Here is a 17121-nt window from a genome sequence, read left to right as displayed (position 1 = left end):
CCTTCACGGACTCTGATTCCCCCAGGGTTCCCTTCACGGACCTGAAGCGGGCTTAGAGCGAGGGCGGGCCGGCTTCGACGCGGCGCAGTACGGGGTCCAGCTTGTCCTCCTCCGGGCTTCCGTACGGCAGGCTTTCCTCCCACCACGTGACTCCGGCCTCGGCGAACGGTTCGACGAGGCTTCGCGCCTGGGCCGGGTCGGCGGGGCTCGGTCCGCCGAACACCACGTCGAACGGGGCGTCGGTGTCGCGCTCCTGCCGGATGTAGGCGATCAGGTCCCGCACCTCGGCCAGGTCCGGGAAACCCGCGTGCCCGGCGGATTCGAAGATCGGCACCACGCCGTCCCAGCGGGCCGCCCGGCGCATCGGGCGGCGGTTCGGCCAGCGGCCCGCCACCCAGATCGGCGGGCGGGGGCGTTGCACCGGTTCGGGCAGCAGCGGCACGTCGCGGACGGTGAAGTGCTTGCCGGAGAACGTGACCGGCTCGCCGGTCCAGAAGCGGGCGAGCAGGTCGAGCCCCTCGTCCAGCTTCTCGGCGACGACCTTCGGGTCGGCGGATTCGCCGAAGTCCGCGAACTCCGCTTCGAGCGGGGCGCCCAGCCCGGCGCCGAACACGACCCGGCCGCCGGAGAGGTGGTCCAAAGTGGACACTACGCGGGCGAGCTGCTGCGGGCGGCGGCGGGCGACGGGCGTGACCATGGGGCCGAGCCGGATGCGGCTGGTGGCGAGCGCGGCGGCGGCCAGCAGGAGCCACGGGTCGCCGAACCGGCGGCCGGGACGTTTGTCCAGCACCACGTGGTCCCAGACGAACAGCCCGTCCCAGCCGGTCTCTTCCGCGGCGGCGGCCACCCGGGCCACCGCGCGCGGGTCCGCGAAATCGCCGAAATTGGGGATGCAGACCGAGAAACGCATACTCGCCACCCTGCCCAGGCCCCGGTGGCGCGTCAATCGGATTTGCCTGCCACGAAAGTCTGGCGCACCTGTGCACGCAGCAGCGCGTCCGGTTCTTCGGCGAACGGATCGACGTCCAGCACGGCGAAGTCCGCGGCCAGGCCCGGCGCGAGCTGTCCGGTCAGCCCGTCCCATCGGCAGGCGTACGCCGCGTCGCGGGTGCCGTGGCCGAGGGCTTCGGCCAGCGGCAGGGCGTATTCCGGCAGGTTGGGTTCGAGCTGGGGGTTGAGCGCGGACCGGCGGGTGGTGGCGATGTACATGTTCGGCAGCGGCGGATGCGGAGCGGTCGGGGCGTCGGAGCCGAACGCGAGGACGGCGCCGGCGGCGGTCATTTCCGGCCACGGGTATCCGCGCCGCGCCCGGTCGTCGCCCAGCATCGCGCGCCAGTTCTCCTGGATCGCCGGGTCGGCGTGCACCGGTTGCATCGACGCGACCGCGCCGAGCCGGGCCAGCCGCCGCACGTTTTCCGGGGTCACGGTCTCCAGGTGTTCGAGCCGGTGCCGCCGGTCGCGCGGGCCGTTCGTCTCGATCGCGTGCTCCAGCGCCGACAGTGCGATGTCCGACGCTTCGTCGCCGATGGCGTGCATCGCGACCTGCAGGCCCGCCGCGTCCGCTGCCGCGACGACCGGGGAGAGTGCTTCCAGCGGCCACAACGGCCCGGGATGGCTGCCGTCGGCGAACGGCTTTTTCATTGCCGCAGTACAGGTGTCGATGACTCCGTCGACCATCACCTTGATCCCGGCCACCCGAAGCCACGGTCCGGACAACCGCGCGCTCAACTCGGCCGCGCGCTCGACCTGACGGAGATCGTCCTGGGTGTTGCCGGTGCGTTCGATCAGCCAGTGCCCGGCGACACGCATCGGCAGCCGCCCGCCTTCGAGCGCCCGTTCCAGCGCCGCGAGGTCGACCTCGTTGAGCGCCATGTCGACGGCGGTCGTGACGCCGTCCGCGCGGTATTGCGCGAAGGCGGACTTCAGGGCGCGGTCCCGGTCGGCGTCGCTGGTCTGTTCGTCGAGGAAGTGCCGCATCAGTTGCAGCGCGGCGGTTTCGTAGAGCATGCCGTCCGGTTCGCCGGTCGCGTCGCGGCCGATGCGCCCGTCGAGCGGGTCCGGCGTGTCGCGGTCGATGCCCAGCTCGCGCAGCGCGGCGCTGTTGACCCAGGCGGAGTGGACGTCGTTCGCGGCGAGGTAGACCGGCCGGTCCGGCACGACCGCGTCGATCAGCTGCCGATCCGGGGCGCGGTCGCCGAGCGCGTCGAAAAGCCAGCTGCGGCCGAGGATCCGCGGTGCCGCCGGATCGTTCGCGGCGGCGCGGGCGAGCCGGTGCTGGATGTCCTCGGGGGAGGTGGCGGGGAACAGGTCCACCTGGTCGAGTGCTTCGCCCATCGACACCAGATGGGTGTGCGCGTCGACGAAACCGGGCAGGACGAAGGCTCCGTCCAGGTCGACTACCCGCGCGTCGATTCGGTCGGCGTCCGCGGTGCTGCCGACGTATTCGATCGTTTCGCCGCGCACGACCATGGATTCCGCCCAGCCGCACGGGCTGGCGGTGAAGATCCGGCCGCCTCGGTAGTGCACCGGGGTCAGGTCCATGAAGAAACTCCTTGCGATCGAAGGTCAGGCGGCTGCGCGGGGACGGCCGATGAACAGGTAGACGGCGGCGGCGATCAGCATTCCGGCGGGCAGCGAGAAGTCGATCCCGCCGGCCGCACTCGCGGCGAATCCGGTGTACATGCCGGGAACCGACAGACACGCGGCCGAAGCGGCGGCGCCGAGGACGAGAGCGGCGATTCCGGGCCAGTGCACCCCGCCGGTGTACCAGAACGGGCCGCCGCGGCGTTCGTCGGCGAGGGCGTGGCCGTCGTAGCGGTTGCGGCGCGCGAGGAGGTCCGTCACGTAGATCGCCATCATCGGGCCGAGCACGACGACCATCAGCTGCAGCAGGTCGTTGACCGCCTTGAGGAAATCCGACACGAGCAAGGCGTACAGCGTGAGCAGGACCCCGGCCGTGCCGTCCAGCAGGACGCTGCGGGAGCGGCGGAGCCGGACGCCCATCGCCTGCAGCGCGAGGCCGGAGCTGTACACGGTCATCGCGTTGTTGGCGATCGCGCCGAGGATCACCGCGATCAGGAAGATCGGCGTGAACCATTGCGGCAGCACGGATTCCAGCGCGGACTGCGGATCGCTCATGTCCAAAGTGGTCGCGGCGAACGCGCCGAGCGCGGTGAACACGATGCTCGGCAGGAACGCACCTGCGGTGGTCCAGGCAGCGACGGCGAACGGCTTGGTGTCGCGCGGCAAGTACCGCGCGAAGTCCGCGCTGGTGTTGTAGGACAGCGCAGCGGACGCGACCAGCGCGACGCCGCCGGTCAGCGCGGCCCACAGCGCCACTCCGTGCAGCGGTGCCGCGGGCTGGTAGCTCCACTTGGTGTGCGGGAGCAGGAAACCGCCCAGTACCAGGAAGATCGCGGCCGTCACGACGGCGAGCGGCAGGTAGAGCCGGACGATCACGGAGTGCCCGTAGACGCTGATCGCCAGCGTCGCGGCGGCGATCGCGACGATCACGAGGATTTTGCCCAGCGTGTTCAGTTCGATGCCGAGCCGCGCGCACAGGCTGAACGCGGTCACCGACGCCGCGGACCAGCTCAGGGCCACGTAGCAGACCGAAACGAGCCAGCCGTTCAGCCCGATCACGAACCGGTTGCCGCGCGTGCCGAACATCGCGCGCATGATGACCTCGCTCGGCGCGCCCGCCGCCGGTCCGCTGACCGCGACGAGCCCGACCAGCGCCCAGCACAGGTTGCCGACGACGATCACCGCGAGCGCCTGCAGCAGGCTCAGCCCGCTGAGCACCAGCGCGCCGCCGATCACCAGGCTGAGGTAGCTGACGTTGGGCGCGGCCCACACCCCGAACAGGTCCCGCGCCCGGCCGTGCCGCTCGCCGTCGCCGATGACGTCGATGCCGTGGGCCTCCACCCGGGGGCCGCGCCCGGAGCGGGCCGGGGGCGGCGCGGACGTGCCGGGGGACGCGGGCGGGGTGGCGGGAGCGGTCATGGCGAGAACCTCCGGGCCGGGGACGCGACCCGGGTCACGGTAAGCACCCAAATCGATTTGGGCAATGGCCGCGGCGGACCGGGTTCCAAAACGATTTGGACGAGGTTAGGCTCGTGCGCTATGGCCGGGAAGAGAACGCGGGCGACCATCAAGGACGTCGCCCGCCGCGCCGGGGTTTCGCCGACCACCGTGTCGCACGCCTTCAGCGGGAACGGGACGGTCGCGCCCGGGACGGCGGACCGGGTGCGGGAGGCGGCGCGCGAGCTGGGCTACCGGCCGGACACGGTCGCGCGCGGGCTGCGGTCCAGCAGGCTCGGGGTGCTCGGGCTCGTGGTCCGGCCGCTCGACCCGCAGGACACCGCGTTCCTGGAAGGCGTCGACTACTTCCTGCGGTTCGCCGGGTCGGCCGCGCTGGCCGCGGTGGAACGCGGGTACGGCCTGATGCTGGTGCCCGATCCGACGCGCGCCGACGCGCCCGCGGTCGGGCTCGCCTGCGACGGGTTCCTGATCACCGAACCGGTCGAGAACGATCCGCTGATCACGATGCTGACCCGCGAATGCGTGCCGTTCCTCGGCGTCGGCCGGGACCCGGCGCGTCCCGCGTCGCCGGACTACCTCGACCTCGGCACCAGGCGGATCGTGACCGACGTGCTCGACCATCTGGCCGAGGCGGGCGGGTCGCGGGTCGCGGCGGTGCTGGGCACCGACCGCAACGAGTGGAACCTGGACGCCGAAACCGCTTATCTCGCTTGGGTTCGCGCGCGCGGGCAGGAGCCGCTGGCGGTGCGCCGCGCGGAGGTCGCCGGGGAGGCGGGCGGCCGCGAGGCGGGGGAGGAGCTGTTCGGGCTGGCCTCGCCGCCGGACGCGGTGTACTGCCAGACCGGGCGGCACGCGGCCGGGGTGCTGGCCGCCGCGCGGGCGAAGGGGCTGGCGGTGCCCGGCGACGTGCGCATCGCCTGCGGGTCGGATTCCGATTCCGAGCAGACCCGGTTGTCCGTCCCGCCGATCACTTCGGTGGACTTGCGTCCAGTGCGATTGGCTCGCGTCGCGGTCGAGGTGCTCGTGGATCGTGTTGAGGGGATTGAACAATCCCCGGCCCCCGGGCCGGCGGAGTACGAGCTGATGGTGCGCGGATCGACCCGGGGGTGAGGGGGTTGTGCTCGGGAATCAGGCGTGCGGAACGGCTCCGACGCGCGAATCCCGCGGCCGCAGCGCCGACAGCGCCCCGCTGAGCGCGAACCGGCCGGGGCCGGTGAACACGATCAGCAGCAGCGCCCAGCAGAACATCACGGACGCTTCGCCGCCGTTCTCGATGGGGAAAAGCGCTTGCGGCACATGGACGGTGAAGTAGGCGTACGCCATCGACCCCGATCCGATGAACGCCGCGATCCTCGTGGCGACGCCGAGCAGGACCAGCCCGCCGCCGACGAGCTGGATGAGCGCGGCCCACCAGCCCGGCCACGCGCCCACCTGCGCGGTGCTCTCCGCGCCGAGCACTCCGAACAGCGTTTTCGCGCCGTGGCAGGCGAAAAGGAACCCGACGACGATGCGGAACAAACCGAGCGCGTAATCCTGCGCCGCGTCCAGCCGGTGCATGATGCCTCCACATAGGACGACTCGGGCGGACGGCGACGTCCGTTCGGACACCCGTACCGGTCCGCACAGTGGTCCAGACCTTTCCTGGACCGGTGTCAGGTATACCGGTGACCGGAGTCTCGGCGATACCTGCGAAAGTCAGGTTCCGCCCGATCTGCCCGGTGTGGTATCGGCTGGGGAACGCGGCGGCGTCCGGTTCGGGGAAGGGGCAGGGCCGTTGGGGGGAACGGGGTTTCCGGCGTCTGCGCGCGCCCGCCGCCGGTTCACGGCAGGACCACGATCTTGCCGTGCGTGTGCCGTCCGGCTTGCGTGGTCACGGCTTCGCGGATTTGCTCGACCGGGAAGGTCGCGGCGATCGGCACGGTGATCTTGCCGGAGCGGACCGCGCCGGCGATCCGTTCGAGGGAGCCCGGTTCCGCTTCGAAGGCGCCAGTCGCGCGCACGCCGGGGATGGCGGGGCCGTCGGCGACGGTGGAAATTCGCTCGGGCGCGACGCCGAGCTTGAGCGCGGTTTCCGCGGTGTCCCGGTCGAAGAGGTCGGCCGCCGCGGTGATCCCTTCGGGAGCCAGCGCCCGCACCCGGTCCGCCAGGCCGGGCCCGTACGCCACCGGTTCGGTGCCGAGTTCGCGCAGGAAGCCGAACGTGCGCTCGGAAGCGGTGCCGAGCACTCGGGCGCCGGCGAGCTTCGCCAGTTGCACGGCGAAGATGCCCACGCCGCCCGCCGCGCCGCCGATCAGGACAGTATCCCCGGCTTGGAGCCCGATCGCGGCGAGCGCGGCAGAGGCGGTCAGACCGGCCACCGAGAGGGTGCTCGCGACCTCGTCGCTGATGCCCTCCGGAGTGCGCCACAGTGTCGTGGCAGGCGTCTTGACCAGCACGTAGTCGGCGACTGCCCGGCCGATCGCGCCCCCGTGCACGCGGTCGCCCGCCGCGAATCCGACAGCGTCGGCACCCACCTCGTCCACCACTCCGGCGAAGTCGGTGCCGAAGCCGGCCGGCAGCGTGATGCCGAACCTGGCCGCCATTTCGGGATTCGCGGCGATCTGCCAGTCCATCGGGTTGAGCCCGGCGGCGGTGACCCGGACGCGGACCTCGCCCGGTCCGGCGTGCGGTTCGGGCACGTCTCGCAGTTCGAGCGCTTCGGGACCGCCGAACCGCCGGTAGACGACAGCTTTGCTCATCGGGCACCTCCTGAGTGATGGGACTTGGTCCCATCAACCGTACCCGAGGTGATGGGACCAAGTCCCGTAGACTGGTTTTCATGGCCCGCTGGCAACCCGACGCACCAGGACGGCTCGCCGCCGCGGCCCTCGACCTGTTCGAGGAACGCGGCTACGAGAACACCACCGTGATCGAGATCGCGGAGCGCGCCGGGCTCACCAAGAGCACGTTCTTCCGGTACTTCCCGGACAAGCGCGAGGTCCTCTTCGGCGGCGGCGAGATCACCGGTCTGCTGGTCGAGGGGATCGCCGCGGCACCGCCGTCGGCCGGGCCGCTCGACGCGGTGGCGCACGCGCTGGACGCGCTCGGCCGGGAGTTCTTTGCTGGCGACCGCCGTGAGTTCAGTGCCCGGCGTCAGGCCGTGCTGGCTGCCAATCCGGAGCTGTGGGAACGCGAGGCCCGGAAAAGGACCGACCTCGCCGACTCGATGATCGAGGCGCTCGAACGCCGTGGTGTGCCGGGTTTGACCGCGCGGGTGGCGGCGAAACTGGGCGCGCTGGCCTGGGAGATCGCCTACGACCGGTGGATCGGCGCGAGCGACGAGTTTGGCTCGCTGGCCCGGCAGGTGCTCGCCGAGGTGCGGGAGGCCAGCGCCGACTGCTGAGGGCTGTTCAGCGTGGTGGCCAGCCGGATTCCAGCAGCGCGAACACTGACGCCAGTGCGGCGGCGGGGTCGGGCGCGGTGCCGGTGAGGTCCGGGATTTCCAGGATGAACCGGGCCAGTGCCCGTACGGCTGGGTCGTCTGGCGGAAGGTCGCTTTCCTCGGCCAGGGCCGCGGTCAGGTCGGGTTCGCAGGAGTGCCACAGCCGGCGCGCGTACTCGCGCAGTGCGGGCGTGTGCACGATCAGGTCGCGTTTCGGCGCGTGTTCCGGCGGCAGGTCGCTCGAGTAGGGGCCGCGGGCGGCGAAAAACCGGTGCAGGGCCGAGAGAATCGGCTCGTCGCGTTCCCGGACCGCGGCGACGATTCCGGCACGGCGTTCGGAGCCGTCGTCGAAGATCAGGGCGTCTTTGCCGTCCGGGACGTGGGCGAAGAGGGTCGCGACGGAGATGTCGGCCGCTTCGGCGATCTGCGCGACGGTCACGCCGTCGTAGCCGTGTTCCAGGAACAGCCGCAGCGCGACCTCGTCCAGCCGGCGCCGGGTTTCGAGTTTGCGGCGTTCGCGTCGTCCGGTGTTGACCACGGCCCCGAGTGTACCTAAACCTGAAGTGGGTCTAAAGTCAGAATGACTTCAGATTTAGGAGGGTGTCATGGCGGTGCTGGTGACCGGGGGCAATGCCGGGATCGGCTACTTCGTCGCGGAGCAGCTGGCGCAGCAGGGTGCCGAGGTCGTGCTCGGCAGTCGTGACGAGGCCAAGGCGGAGGTCGCGTTGCGGGTCCTCCGCGAGCGGGTGCCGGGGGCGCGGGCGTCGTGGGCGCGGCTGGATCTCGCCGATCTGGCTTCGGTGAAGGGGATCGAGACCGGGCCGCTCGACGCGGTCGTGCTGAACGCGGGCGTGTATCTCGAAGGGCCGGAGCGGCGCGAGACCGAGGACGGGCACGAGTTGATGTTCGGGGTCAATCACCTCGGCCATTTCGCGCTGACCGCGGCGCTCTGGGACCGGCTGACGCCAGAAGCCAGGATCGTGACTGCCGGGAGCTTCGCGGCGAAATCGGCTCAGCTCGATTTCACGGATTTGCAGAGCACGCGTTCGTACGCGCCGAAAACCGCGTACGAGCGGTCGAAACTCGCGCAAACGCTCTTCGCGCTGGAGCTGGATCGACGGCTCCGCGCGGCGGGGAGCAGCAAGCTGAGCGTCGTGGCGCATCCCGGCGGGGCGCTGGACAGCTTGACTCCGGACCGGCCGCCGTTGCACGTGCGCAGCGCTCGGCAGAAGCTGAGTCTCGCGCGGATCGTCTTGCAGGGCAAGGACGACGGCGCGCGGCCGGCGGTGCGGGCGGCGGCCGGCCCGGATGTCCACAGTGGTCAGATCTGGGGGCCGCGGATGTTCGGTCTCAAGGGGCGGCCCCGGCCGGAGCCGGTTCGGGGGCCGTACGCGGACCCCGAAGCCGCCGCCCGGTTGTGGGCGGCGAGCGCGGAGCTGACCGGGGTCGAGCCGCCGGTCAGCTGACCTCGATCAGCACCTTGCCGGTGACGCCCTTCTCCGACGCCTCGTGCGCGCGAGCGGTTTCCGCCAGCGGGAACCGGTGCACGGGCAGCCCGTGGTCGGGGCCGAGCCTGAGCCGTCCGTCGCGCAGGGCGGCGTTCAGGTCTTCCGCGCCTTCGCGCAGGCGGTCGAATCCGACGGTGTAGAGCACCAGGAATTGGTAGCGGGTGTTGAGAAGCACGTTCTGGCGGAAGTCGAGAGCCACCGAACCGGTGCCGCCGTCGTCGCCGTAGGCCGCGACGGTGCCGCGAGGGCGGAGTACCGCAGTGTGCAGGGCCGCGTTGACGCCAGCGGCGACTTCCACGATCAGGTCGACGCCGTCCGGCGCGATCTCCCGCACAGCCTCCGCGACGTTTCCTTCGGTGTACCGCACGACATGGTGGGCGCCAGCCGCGCGTGCGAGATCGGCCTTCGTCTCGGTGCTGACCGTGGAGATCACCGTCGCGCCCGCCCAGCGAGCCAGCTGGATCGCCGAGTTGCCGACCGCGCCCGCACCGCCGCTGACCAGAACAGTCTTGCCGGACAACGCATTCGGAGCCAGCCGGCGCGGTCCGTCCTCCGCGACGGTGAGCGCGCGGTGCGCGGTGAGCGCCGGGATCGCGAACGCGGCACCCTCGTCGAAACCGGCCTCGTCAGGGAGCGGGACGAGCCGGTCCGCCGGAAGCACGGTGTACTCCTGCGCGGTGCCGGACAATGGCGCGTGCGCGGCGGCCAGCAGCGTCCAGACCCGGTCGCCGACGGAGAATTCGGTGACTCCGGCGCCGACCGCGTCGACGACTCCGGCGCCATCCTGGTGGGGCACCGACAGCTCCGGCTCCGCGACGAACCCGGACCCGGCGCGCGCTTTCCAGTCGGTGGGGTTCACCGCGGACACGACGATCCGCACGCGCACCTCGCCCGGCCCTGGCTCCGGCACGGCGAGTTCGGACAACGTCAGCACTTCCGGGCCGCCGAACCGGCGGTAGGTCACAGCTTTCACCCTCGGTGCAATCCACCGGCGGGCGCGGCTATTCCCGCCGGGCGGTCAGCGGCCGCTGAGCCGGGCGATCACCGGGGCGAAGTCCTCCAGGAAAGCGCCGTTCACGCTGTAGTACGACACCCCGAGTTCCTCGCGCCGCCGCTGCAGCTCCTCGGCCATCGCGGCCGGGCCGCCGCGCAGCAGGGTGAGGGAATCGTGCTCGATGAGGGTTTGCGCGTCGTGGCCGATGAAGCCGCGGATCCACGGCGGTACCTCTTCGCCGACGACGAAAATGTTCATCGCCAGCTCGATGCTCCGGTCGCCGGCCGCGGCGCGGATCTCAGCGGTGTGCTTCGCGGTGTCCGCGCGGCTGGTGAGGACGCTGCCGGCGAGGGTGACGATGTCCGCGCGTTCGCCCGCCAGCTGCCGCGCTTTCGGCCCGCCCGCGGCGACCATCACCGGCGTGTGCGCGTCGCCGTCGAGCCGGCGCAGGTGCGAGATCGTGTCCGACACCTGGGCCAGCCGTTCGGAACCGGTGCCGTAGGGCAGCCCGAGTTCGGCGGCGGCTTCGCGCATCGCCGGCAGCCCGGTGCCGATCCCCAGCTCGAACCGGCCGTCGGTGACCTGGCTGAGGCTGTGCGCCTCCCACGCGGCCGCGCGCGGCGTGCGCAGCGGGGTGGCGAAGACGAACGTGCCGACGCGCAGTTCGGTGGTCACCGCCGCGGCGACGGCCAGCGCGGCGGTCGGGGTGGGCAGGTGCAGATTATCGGGCGAAAGCAGGGTCGAATATCCGAGATCCTCCGCGCGGCGCGCGGTTTCGCGCCATTTCGCACCGCCTTCCTGCGCCGTCGCGACAACCCCGAACCGAAAAGTATTTCCCGCCATGCCACCAGAAAACCACGGCCGCCGCACTCGCGCCAGCAAGTGCGGCGGCCGGGCGGGTCAGCCGCGCTGGTACTGCTCCCAGGTCAGCTTCGGGTTCACCGCGGGCCCGTCGTCCTTGCCGTGGTTGGCGAGGCCGTTCTGCCCGAGGTAGTAGGCGCCGACCTGGTGCTGCGCGCCCGAGGAAAGGTCGGGATCGTTCACCGCGATCGCGTGGATGTGGTAGCCCCAGTCGCCCTGGGACGGCGTGCGCACCCAGGCCGCGAAGCCGACCTTCCGGAGGTCCTTCGCGAATTCGGTGCGGGTCGCCGAGGACATGTTCGCCACCGAAACGTCGAACGCGCCGCCGCCGTCGTGCGTCCCGGCCGACGCGCCGACGCCGCCCGGGTTGTACGAACCCTGGGTGAGGCCGACCTCCTTGCCGAACAGCTTCTCGGCCGCCTGGAGCATCGCCTTGGTGCGCGTGTTCAGCGTGACGCCGTGGTAGGTCACGTGGCTGCCCGCGGAAACCACGTTGGAGACGGTGTACGTGCCCCTGCTGAGCTTCTCCAGCGACGTCTTGCCGGGCAGGCCGGACGCGTCGATCCCGGTGTAGCCCAGCGACTTCTGGTACTTCGAGTAGGCGTCGATCGTGGTGGTGCCGAAGTAGCCGTCGACGTACTTGGCGTCCAGCAGCCCCTTGGCCTGCAACGCCTTCTCGACCAGCAGGACGCTGTCGTGCGCGCCCGGCGTCTGCGTGCTGTCCGCGCGCTGCGGGTCGATCTGGGCCGCCAGCAGCACGGCCTCCATGTTCGCCGCCGGCACCGCCGCGGCGACCCCCGGAGCGGCGACGGCGACCGTGGCCGCCGCCGCGGCCCCGGCGGTGAGCACTGCGAGTTTCCTGAACATCCGTGTCCTCCCGGTACTGGTCGGTCCGGGGCCGAGCATCGCGCGGCGGGATACACGGGACGTACAAATGCGGCCTGACCTCACTCCAGCCACTCGGTGACGAACCGGTCATTCTCGTGGATGTGCACCGCCTCGTACGGTTCGGGGCCGATGGAGGCGAACTTGTGCGGAGTGTCCGGCGGGCAGACGAGGACGTCGCCGGGCGCGCCTTCGCGCTGTTCGTCGCCGATGGTGAACAACGCGCGGCCGCGCTGGACGACGAAGGTTTCGCGGTAGGGGTGGCGGTGGAGCCGCGGCCCGGCTCCGGGCGTGACGACGTATTCGCGGATGACGGAAACGCTGGAGCCGACCTCGTAGCCCTCGACGTCCCTGGTGACGGGTTCTGTCATGTCCGTCAACGTTAGCGCGCTTCGTGCGGTTTAGGGGATCGTTCCGTTGGCTCGCGCCCGCCAGAGCGCGGTCCGCGCTTCGCGGGTGTCCAGGCGCGTAAGCCCGATGACCGCCCAGTTGCGGAGCAGTTCGTTCTGGCTGTTGAGCTGGGCGGCGAGCACCGGCAGCGCGGCGGGGGATTCGGCCATCCCGATCAGCTCCAGCAGCCAACTGCGCACGCCGCGGTCCTCAGCTTCGTTCTCGAACTCCTTCAGCAGCGCGGGGAGGTACTCGGCGGCTCGGTCGCGCAGCAAGCCGAAGCCGTCCTCCGCGCGTTGCGGATCGCGGCTGCGCATCATCCGCATCGCCGCTTCGAAGCCGTTCGCCATGGCATCGAACCTATCGGCGCCGTACAGCGCTTTCCCGCCGGTCGGATGTTTGTCCGGCCCAAACCGGCCAGATCTCTGTCATCCGGTTGACCTCGCCGCCCGCCAGCCGCAAAGGTCGGACAACACGAGGTCTGGGAGGTGCCGTGCGGTACTCAGTCGTGGCAGCGTTGATGACGGCGGCAGTCGTCGGGACGGGGGCGGTCGCGGCGGCCGCGCCGGGGGCTCCGTTGACCGGCGATCCGGCGGCGTACGCCGATCCGCTCATCGGCACCGGGCGCGGCGGGTCGTCGGTCGGCGAGATCAACAACTTTCCCGGGCCGGCCGCGCCGTTCGGGATGATGCAGTTCTCCCCGGACACCGACGGGTCGTACGCCGGCTACCAGTACCACAGCGACAAGATCCGCGGCTTCAGCCTCGATCACGCGTCGGTCGGCTGCAACGCGTTCGGCGACGTGCCGATTCTGCCGGTGACCGGCGACGTCGGGGCGAAGCCGTGGGACCGCGTCGAACGGTTCACCCACGACAACGAGCAGGCTGAGCCCGGCTATTACGCGGTCACCTTCCCGGATTCGGGCGTCCGCAGCGAGCTGACGGCGACCACGCGCACGGGGCTGGCGGCATTCACCTTCCCCGCAGGACAGAACGCGCAGGTGCTCGTGAAGGCCGGCGCGAGTCTCGCCGGGAACTCCGCGGCGGGACTGCGGATCACCGGCGACCGGGAGGTCAGCGGGCAAGCCACGACCGGGCATTTCTGCGGCAAGCCGAACAAGTACACCGTCTACTACGACATCACCTTCGACCGGCCGTTCACCGCGCACGGCACCTGGGACGGCAAGACCGTGCAGCCAGGCAGTGACCAGGTCGACGCGCCGAAAGCGGGGGCGTACCTGACGTTCGGCGACGCGGGCGTGGTCCACGCGAAGGTGTCTATGTCCTATGTGGACGTTCAGGGCGCGAAGAAGAACATGGCGGCCGAGGTCCCGGGCTGGGATTTCGCCGCGGTGCGCAAGGGCACTCGGGACGCCTGGCGCGACGCACTGAGCCGGATTCGCGTGGCGGGCAAGGATTCCGCGCAGCTCAAGACGTTCTACACCGCGCTCTACCACAGCCTGATGCATCCCAACACGTTCAACGACGTCGACGGGCGCTACATCGGCTTCGACAACCAGATCCGCACGCTTCCCGCCGGGCACGCGCAGTACGCCAACTTCTCCGACTGGGACACCTACCGCTCGCTGGCGCCGCTCCACGGCATGCTGTTCCCGAAGGAAGCCAGCGACATGGCGCAGTCGCTGACCAACGACGCGGTCCAGGGCGGCTGGTGGCCGCGCTGGCCGATGGCCAACGGCTACACCGGGCAGATGACCGGCGACAGCTCGGTCGCGCTGCTGTCCAGTCTCCACGCCTTCGGGGCCCGCGACTTCGACGTCAAGACCGCGCTGAAATACCTGGTCAAGGGCGCGACCTCGGTGGACGAAACGCCGGGCGCGTACCAGGAGCGCCGGGGGATCGCCGATTATCTCGCCCGCGGCTACCTGCCGAACAACGACGCCTCCCGCGGCGACCACGCGCGGGTCGGGGCGTCGATCACGCTGGAATGGGCGATCGACGACTTCGCCATCGCGCAGTTCGCGGGCGCGATCGGCGACCGCGGTGTGGCCCGCGAGTTCACGAAACGCGGCCAGAACTGGCAGCACCTGTTCAACCCGGCCACCGGCTACCTCCAGCCGCGCGGCCAGGACGGCCGGTTCCCGGACGGTCCGGCGTTCAAGCCGCCCGCGCCCGGCACCTTCGGCCAGGACGGGTTCGACGAGGGCAACGCCGCGCAGTACACCTGGCTCGTGCCGCAGGACACGGCCGGGCTGGTGACCGCGATGGGCGGCCCGGCGGCGGTGTCCGCGCGGCTCGACACGTTCTTCCAGAAGCTCAACGTCGGCCCGAACGAGCCGTACATGTGGGCGGGCAACGAACCGGACTTCGGCGTGCCGTGGCTGTACAACCACGTCGGCCAGCCGTGGAAGACGCAGGAAGTGGTGCGCCGGATCGCGACCACGTTGTTCAGCGCGACGCCGGACGGCGAACCCGGCAACGACGACCTCGGCGCGCAATCGTCGTGGTACGTCTGGGCGGCGCTGGGGCTGTACCCGTCGACGCCGGGCACGCCGGATCTCACGGTGCACAGCCCCTTGTTCGAACGCGCGGTGCTGAGCTTGCCGGGCGGTCGCACACTGGACCTCCGCGCGCCGGGAGTGTCGACGACCACGCCGTACGTGCACGGGCTGGCGTTGAACGGGCACCGGTGGGACCGGACGTCCTTGCCGCAGGATCTCGCGCGCAACGGCGGGCGGCTCGACTTCACGCTGTCCGCGCAGCCGGACCGGAACTGGGCCGCGAACACCCAGCCACCGTCCTATCGGGACGGTGAGGAGCCGTACGTCGGCTCGGCGGCCAACCAGGTCACCGTCGAACCGGGCGGCTCCGGCACGGTCGCGGTGCACGGCCAGCGGCTCGGCGGGCACCTGCGCTCGCTGAACCTCACGACGTCGCCCCCGGCCGGGATCACCGTGTCCGGCCCGCGTTCGGTGCGGCTCGACGATCGCACTGGCGGCGGGAAAACCGAGCTGACGGTGACGGCCGCGGCGGGAATTCGCGCGGGTTACTACGAGGTTCCGGTGACCTTGCGCGGCGCCGGACATTCGGTTTCGTCCTCGGTAATCGTGCTGGTCGCGCCGAAGGGAAGTCTCGCGGGCGCGTTCGGCAATACCGGAATTTCCGACGACGGCGACGGCGGTTCGGCGAATTTCGACGGCGCCGGCAACAGCTATTCGCGGAAAGCGCTTGCTGACGCCGGTCTCGCTCCGGGGTCGACCGGGCACGCGGCGGGTACGACGTTCGTCTGGCCCGCCGCGCCGTCCGGCCGTCCGGACAACGCGGTCGCGTCCGGGCAGAAGCTCGATCTAGGTGGAACTTCAGCGCGCCGGCTGCTTTTCGTCGGTTCGGCGGCGAACGGCGACCACCGGGGGAGCGCGGCCGTCGCGTTCACCGACGGCACGACGGCGACCGCCGATCTTTCGTTCGGTGACTGGGTGTTGCCGGGCGGAAGCACCGAACCAGTGTTCGGCAATACGCTCGTGGCCCGCACCGCGCACCGGAATCAGCCCGGCGGCCAGGGAATCGGCGCCTCGGTTTACGCCACCGCGCCGCTGGAAATCCCGGCAGGCAAGCAGATCGCGACGGTGACTCTCCCGGCCGATCCGGACCTTCACGTATTCGCACTCGGCCTCGGCTGAGTTTGTCAAGCAGGATTCCCAGGGTGTGATCTGTTCGAGGGGCATGGAATTTCTCGGCCGTCTTCTTCGTAGGTGACTGGCGTGCTCACTACGAAGGGGAGTGGCGTGAACGAAACACGCGAAACGCCGAACGCCGGGAGCCAGCTCAAGCTGGTGCTCGTGCTGGGCGTTCTGGTGGCACTGGGGCCGCTGTCCATCGACATGTATCTGCCGGCGCTGCCGGACATCACCCGCGAACTGTCGACGACGGAGTCGACCATCCAGCTGACCCTGACCGGAACGGTGCTGGGGCTCGGGCTCGGCCAGCTGATCGCCGGCCCGCTTTCGGACGCGATGGGGCGCCGGATCCCGCTCGTCGCGGGAAGCGCGATCCACGTGCTCGCGTCGCTGCTGTGCCTGGTGGCTCCGACGGTCGAGCTGCTGAGCGCGGCGCGCGTGCTGCAGGGGCTCGGCGCCTCCGCGGGCGCGGTGCTGGCGCTGGCCGTGGTGCGCGATCTCTACACCGATCGCGCCGCGGCGAAACTGCTGTCCAAGCTCATCCTGGTGATGGGCGTTTCCCCGGTGCTGGCGCCGACGCTCGGCAGCGCGCTGCTGGCGTGGACGCACTGGCGCGGGGTGTTCGTGGTGCTCGCCGCGATCGGGCTGGCGAGCGGGATCGCGGCGGCGCTGGCGCTGCCGGAGACCCTGCCGCCCGCGCGGCGGCAGCCGTTCAAGGTCCGGGCGACCGTGCGGTCCTACCGGAGCCTGTTCACCGACCGCTCGTTCGTCGGGCTGGTGCTGGTGGCCGGGTTCGCGATGGCCGGGCTGTTCGCGTTCGTCAGCGGCGGGTCGTTCGTGTTCCAGCAGCAGTACGGGCTGGACCAGCAGCAGTTCGGCCTGATGTTCGGGGCGAGCGCGGTGTGGCTGATCGCCGCGACGCAGGTCAACGCCCGGCTGATGAACCGGTTCGAACCGCACCAGGTGCTGCTCGTGGCGAGCATCGCCGCGGCGGTGTCGGCCGCGGTGCTGCTGGCGACCGCGCTGACCGGATTCGGCGGCATGTTCGGCGTCGCGGTGCCGGTGTGGGTGGTGCTGTTCTTCGCCGGGCTGATCCTGCCGAACGCGCCCGCGGTCGCGCTGGACGCGCACGGCGACAACGCGGGAACGGCGGCATCGCTGCTGGGTGCGGTGCAGTTCGGCGTCGGCGCGGCGGTTTCGCCGGTGGTCGGCCTGCTGGGCAACAACGCGGTCGCGATGGCCGCGGTGATGTTCGGCGGACTGGTGGTGTCCGGGCTGGTGCTGTGGCTGATCGCGCGGCCGTGGCAGGGCAGGGCGGCCGAATCCGCCGAACTGGATGGGCTGGCCGAGGCCCGGGTGCCGGTGGCGGTCGACTGAGGGCTGC

The 17121-nt window shown here is 71.0% G+C and carries 16 protein-coding genes; 5 read left to right on the top strand and 11 right to left on the bottom strand.

Features of this window, described 5'->3' with window-relative positions; genetic code table 11:
* Positions 1–52: 52 nt before the first annotated feature.
* From ACFSVL_RS37880 to ACFSVL_RS37870, 3 genes are read right to left on the bottom strand one after another with little or no spacing between them, the layout of a single operon-like run.
* Positions 53–910 (bottom strand): LLM class flavin-dependent oxidoreductase, encoded by an 858-nt coding sequence (locus tag ACFSVL_RS37880; RefSeq protein WP_378311528.1) that lies wholly within the window; start codon positions 908–910, stop codon positions 53–55.
* 32 nt (positions 911–942) lie between these two features.
* Positions 943–2541 (bottom strand): amidohydrolase, encoded by a 1599-nt coding sequence (locus ACFSVL_RS37875; protein ID WP_378311526.1) that lies wholly within the window; start codon positions 2539–2541, stop codon positions 943–945.
* Positions 2542–2565: 24 nt separating this feature from the next.
* Positions 2566–4002, bottom strand: coding sequence for a purine-cytosine permease family protein (locus ACFSVL_RS37870; RefSeq protein ID WP_378311524.1), 1437 nt, complete (start codon positions 4000–4002; stop codon positions 2566–2568).
* A 120-nt stretch (positions 4003–4122) separates the two neighbouring features.
* On the opposite strand from ACFSVL_RS37870, the gene ACFSVL_RS37865 reads away from it, so the two are divergent.
* Positions 4123–5151: a LacI family DNA-binding transcriptional regulator gene (locus tag ACFSVL_RS37865; protein WP_378311522.1), complete on the top strand. Its 1029-nt coding sequence runs from the start codon at positions 4123–4125 to the stop codon at positions 5149–5151.
* An 18-nt stretch (positions 5152–5169) separates the two neighbouring features.
* On the opposite strand, the gene ACFSVL_RS37860 is transcribed toward ACFSVL_RS37865, so the two are convergent.
* Positions 5170–5598 carry a DoxX family protein gene (locus tag ACFSVL_RS37860; protein WP_378311520.1) on the bottom strand — a complete coding sequence of 143 codons (429 nt, stop codon included), beginning with the start codon at positions 5596–5598 and terminating at the stop codon, positions 5170–5172.
* A gap of 263 nt (positions 5599–5861) precedes the next feature.
* Positions 5862–6779 carry an NADP-dependent oxidoreductase gene (locus ACFSVL_RS37855; protein ID WP_378311518.1) on the bottom strand — a complete coding sequence of 306 codons (918 nt, stop codon included), beginning with the start codon at positions 6777–6779 and terminating at the stop codon, positions 5862–5864.
* Between the two features lie 80 nt (positions 6780–6859).
* On the opposite strand from ACFSVL_RS37855, the gene ACFSVL_RS37850 reads away from it, so the two are divergent.
* Positions 6860–7423 (top strand): TetR/AcrR family transcriptional regulator, encoded by a 564-nt coding sequence (locus ACFSVL_RS37850; RefSeq protein WP_378311516.1) that lies wholly within the window; start codon positions 6860–6862, stop codon positions 7421–7423.
* Positions 7424–7430: 7 nt separating this feature from the next.
* On the opposite strand, the gene ACFSVL_RS37845 is transcribed toward ACFSVL_RS37850, so the two are convergent.
* Positions 7431–8000 carry a TetR/AcrR family transcriptional regulator gene (locus tag ACFSVL_RS37845; RefSeq protein ID WP_378311515.1) on the bottom strand — a complete coding sequence of 190 codons (570 nt, stop codon included), beginning with the start codon at positions 7998–8000 and terminating at the stop codon, positions 7431–7433.
* Positions 8001–8067: 67 nt separating this feature from the next.
* On the opposite strand from ACFSVL_RS37845, the gene ACFSVL_RS37840 reads away from it, so the two are divergent.
* The gene (locus ACFSVL_RS37840; RefSeq protein WP_378311513.1) at positions 8068–8928 is read left to right on the top strand and encodes an SDR family NAD(P)-dependent oxidoreductase; all 861 of its coding nucleotides are present in this window, start codon (positions 8068–8070) and stop codon (positions 8926–8928) included.
* Here ACFSVL_RS37840 and ACFSVL_RS37835 read toward each other — a convergent pair.
* The 5 genes from ACFSVL_RS37835 to ACFSVL_RS37815 all read right to left on the bottom strand — a co-directional run bounded on the left by ACFSVL_RS37835 (position 8921) and on the right by ACFSVL_RS37815 (position 12450).
* Positions 8921–9943 carry an NADPH:quinone reductase gene (locus ACFSVL_RS37835; protein WP_378311511.1) on the bottom strand — a complete coding sequence of 341 codons (1023 nt, stop codon included), beginning with the start codon at positions 9941–9943 and terminating at the stop codon, positions 8921–8923. The genes ACFSVL_RS37840 and ACFSVL_RS37835 overlap by 8 nt on opposite strands.
* 45 nt (positions 9944–9988) lie before the next feature.
* Positions 9989–10807 (bottom strand): LLM class flavin-dependent oxidoreductase, encoded by an 819-nt coding sequence (locus tag ACFSVL_RS37830; RefSeq protein ID WP_378311509.1) that lies wholly within the window; start codon positions 10805–10807, stop codon positions 9989–9991.
* Between the two features lie 57 nt (positions 10808–10864).
* Positions 10865–11692, bottom strand: a complete 828-nt coding sequence (locus ACFSVL_RS37825) for a peptidoglycan-binding domain-containing protein (RefSeq protein WP_378311507.1) — start codon at positions 11690–11692, stop codon at positions 10865–10867.
* An 80-nt stretch (positions 11693–11772) separates the two neighbouring features.
* The gene (locus ACFSVL_RS37820) at positions 11773–12081 is read right to left on the bottom strand and encodes a cupin domain-containing protein (protein WP_378311505.1); all 309 of its coding nucleotides are present in this window, start codon (positions 12079–12081) and stop codon (positions 11773–11775) included.
* A gap of 30 nt (positions 12082–12111) precedes the next feature.
* Positions 12112–12450, bottom strand: coding sequence for a HEAT repeat domain-containing protein (locus ACFSVL_RS37815; protein WP_378311503.1), 339 nt, complete (start codon positions 12448–12450; stop codon positions 12112–12114).
* Between the two features lie 143 nt (positions 12451–12593).
* Between ACFSVL_RS37815 and ACFSVL_RS37810 the strand changes: the two genes are divergently transcribed.
* Positions 12594–15740, top strand: a complete 3147-nt coding sequence (locus tag ACFSVL_RS37810; protein WP_378311502.1) for a GH92 family glycosyl hydrolase — start codon at positions 12594–12596, stop codon at positions 15738–15740.
* A gap of 105 nt (positions 15741–15845) precedes the next feature.
* Positions 15846–17114 (top strand): Bcr/CflA family multidrug efflux MFS transporter, encoded by a 1269-nt coding sequence (locus ACFSVL_RS37805; protein WP_378311500.1) that lies wholly within the window; start codon positions 15846–15848, stop codon positions 17112–17114.
* Positions 17115–17121: the final 7 nt, after the last annotated feature.

Origin of the sequence: Amycolatopsis silviterrae, from assembly GCF_042684085.1 — a bacterium.
Taxonomy (GTDB): Bacteria; Actinomycetota; Actinomycetes; order Mycobacteriales; family Pseudonocardiaceae; genus Amycolatopsis; species Amycolatopsis silviterrae.
The sequence above is the reverse complement of the archived record's forward strand: the minus strand, read 5'-3'. Positions and strand labels throughout refer to the sequence as shown.

Bases quoted from the DNA above. Each gene is read 5' to 3' on its own strand.
- ACFSVL_RS37880 (WP_378311528.1), bottom strand. From the start codon at position 910: ATGCGTTTCTCGGTCTGCATCCCCAATTTCGGCGATTTCGCGGACCCG.
- ACFSVL_RS37865 (WP_378311522.1), top strand. From the start codon at position 4,123: ATGGCCGGGAAGAGAACGCGGGCGACCATCAAGGACGTCGCCCGCCGC.
- ACFSVL_RS37875 (WP_378311526.1), bottom strand. From the start codon at position 2,541: ATGGACCTGACCCCGGTGCACTACCGAGGCGGCCGGATCTTCACCGCC.
- ACFSVL_RS37840 (WP_378311513.1), top strand. From the start codon at position 8,068: ATGGCGGTGCTGGTGACCGGGGGCAATGCCGGGATCGGCTACTTCGTC.
- ACFSVL_RS37815 (WP_378311503.1), bottom strand. From the start codon at position 12,450: ATGGCGAACGGCTTCGAAGCGGCGATGCGGATGATGCGCAGCCGCGAT.
- ACFSVL_RS37820 (WP_378311505.1), bottom strand. From the start codon at position 12,081: ATGACAGAACCCGTCACCAGGGACGTCGAGGGCTACGAGGTCGGCTCC.
- ACFSVL_RS37855 (WP_378311518.1), bottom strand. From the start codon at position 6,779: ATGAGCAAAGCTGTCGTCTACCGGCGGTTCGGCGGTCCCGAAGCGCTC.
- ACFSVL_RS37830 (WP_378311509.1), bottom strand. From the start codon at position 10,807: ATGGCGGGAAATACTTTTCGGTTCGGGGTTGTCGCGACGGCGCAGGAA.
- ACFSVL_RS37870 (WP_378311524.1), bottom strand. From the start codon at position 4,002: ATGACCGCTCCCGCCACCCCGCCCGCGTCCCCCGGCACGTCCGCGCCG.
- ACFSVL_RS37850 (WP_378311516.1), top strand. From the start codon at position 6,860: ATGGCCCGCTGGCAACCCGACGCACCAGGACGGCTCGCCGCCGCGGCC.
- ACFSVL_RS37860 (WP_378311520.1), bottom strand. From the start codon at position 5,598: ATGCACCGGCTGGACGCGGCGCAGGATTACGCGCTCGGTTTGTTCCGC.
- ACFSVL_RS37825 (WP_378311507.1), bottom strand. From the start codon at position 11,692: ATGTTCAGGAAACTCGCAGTGCTCACCGCCGGGGCCGCGGCGGCGGCC.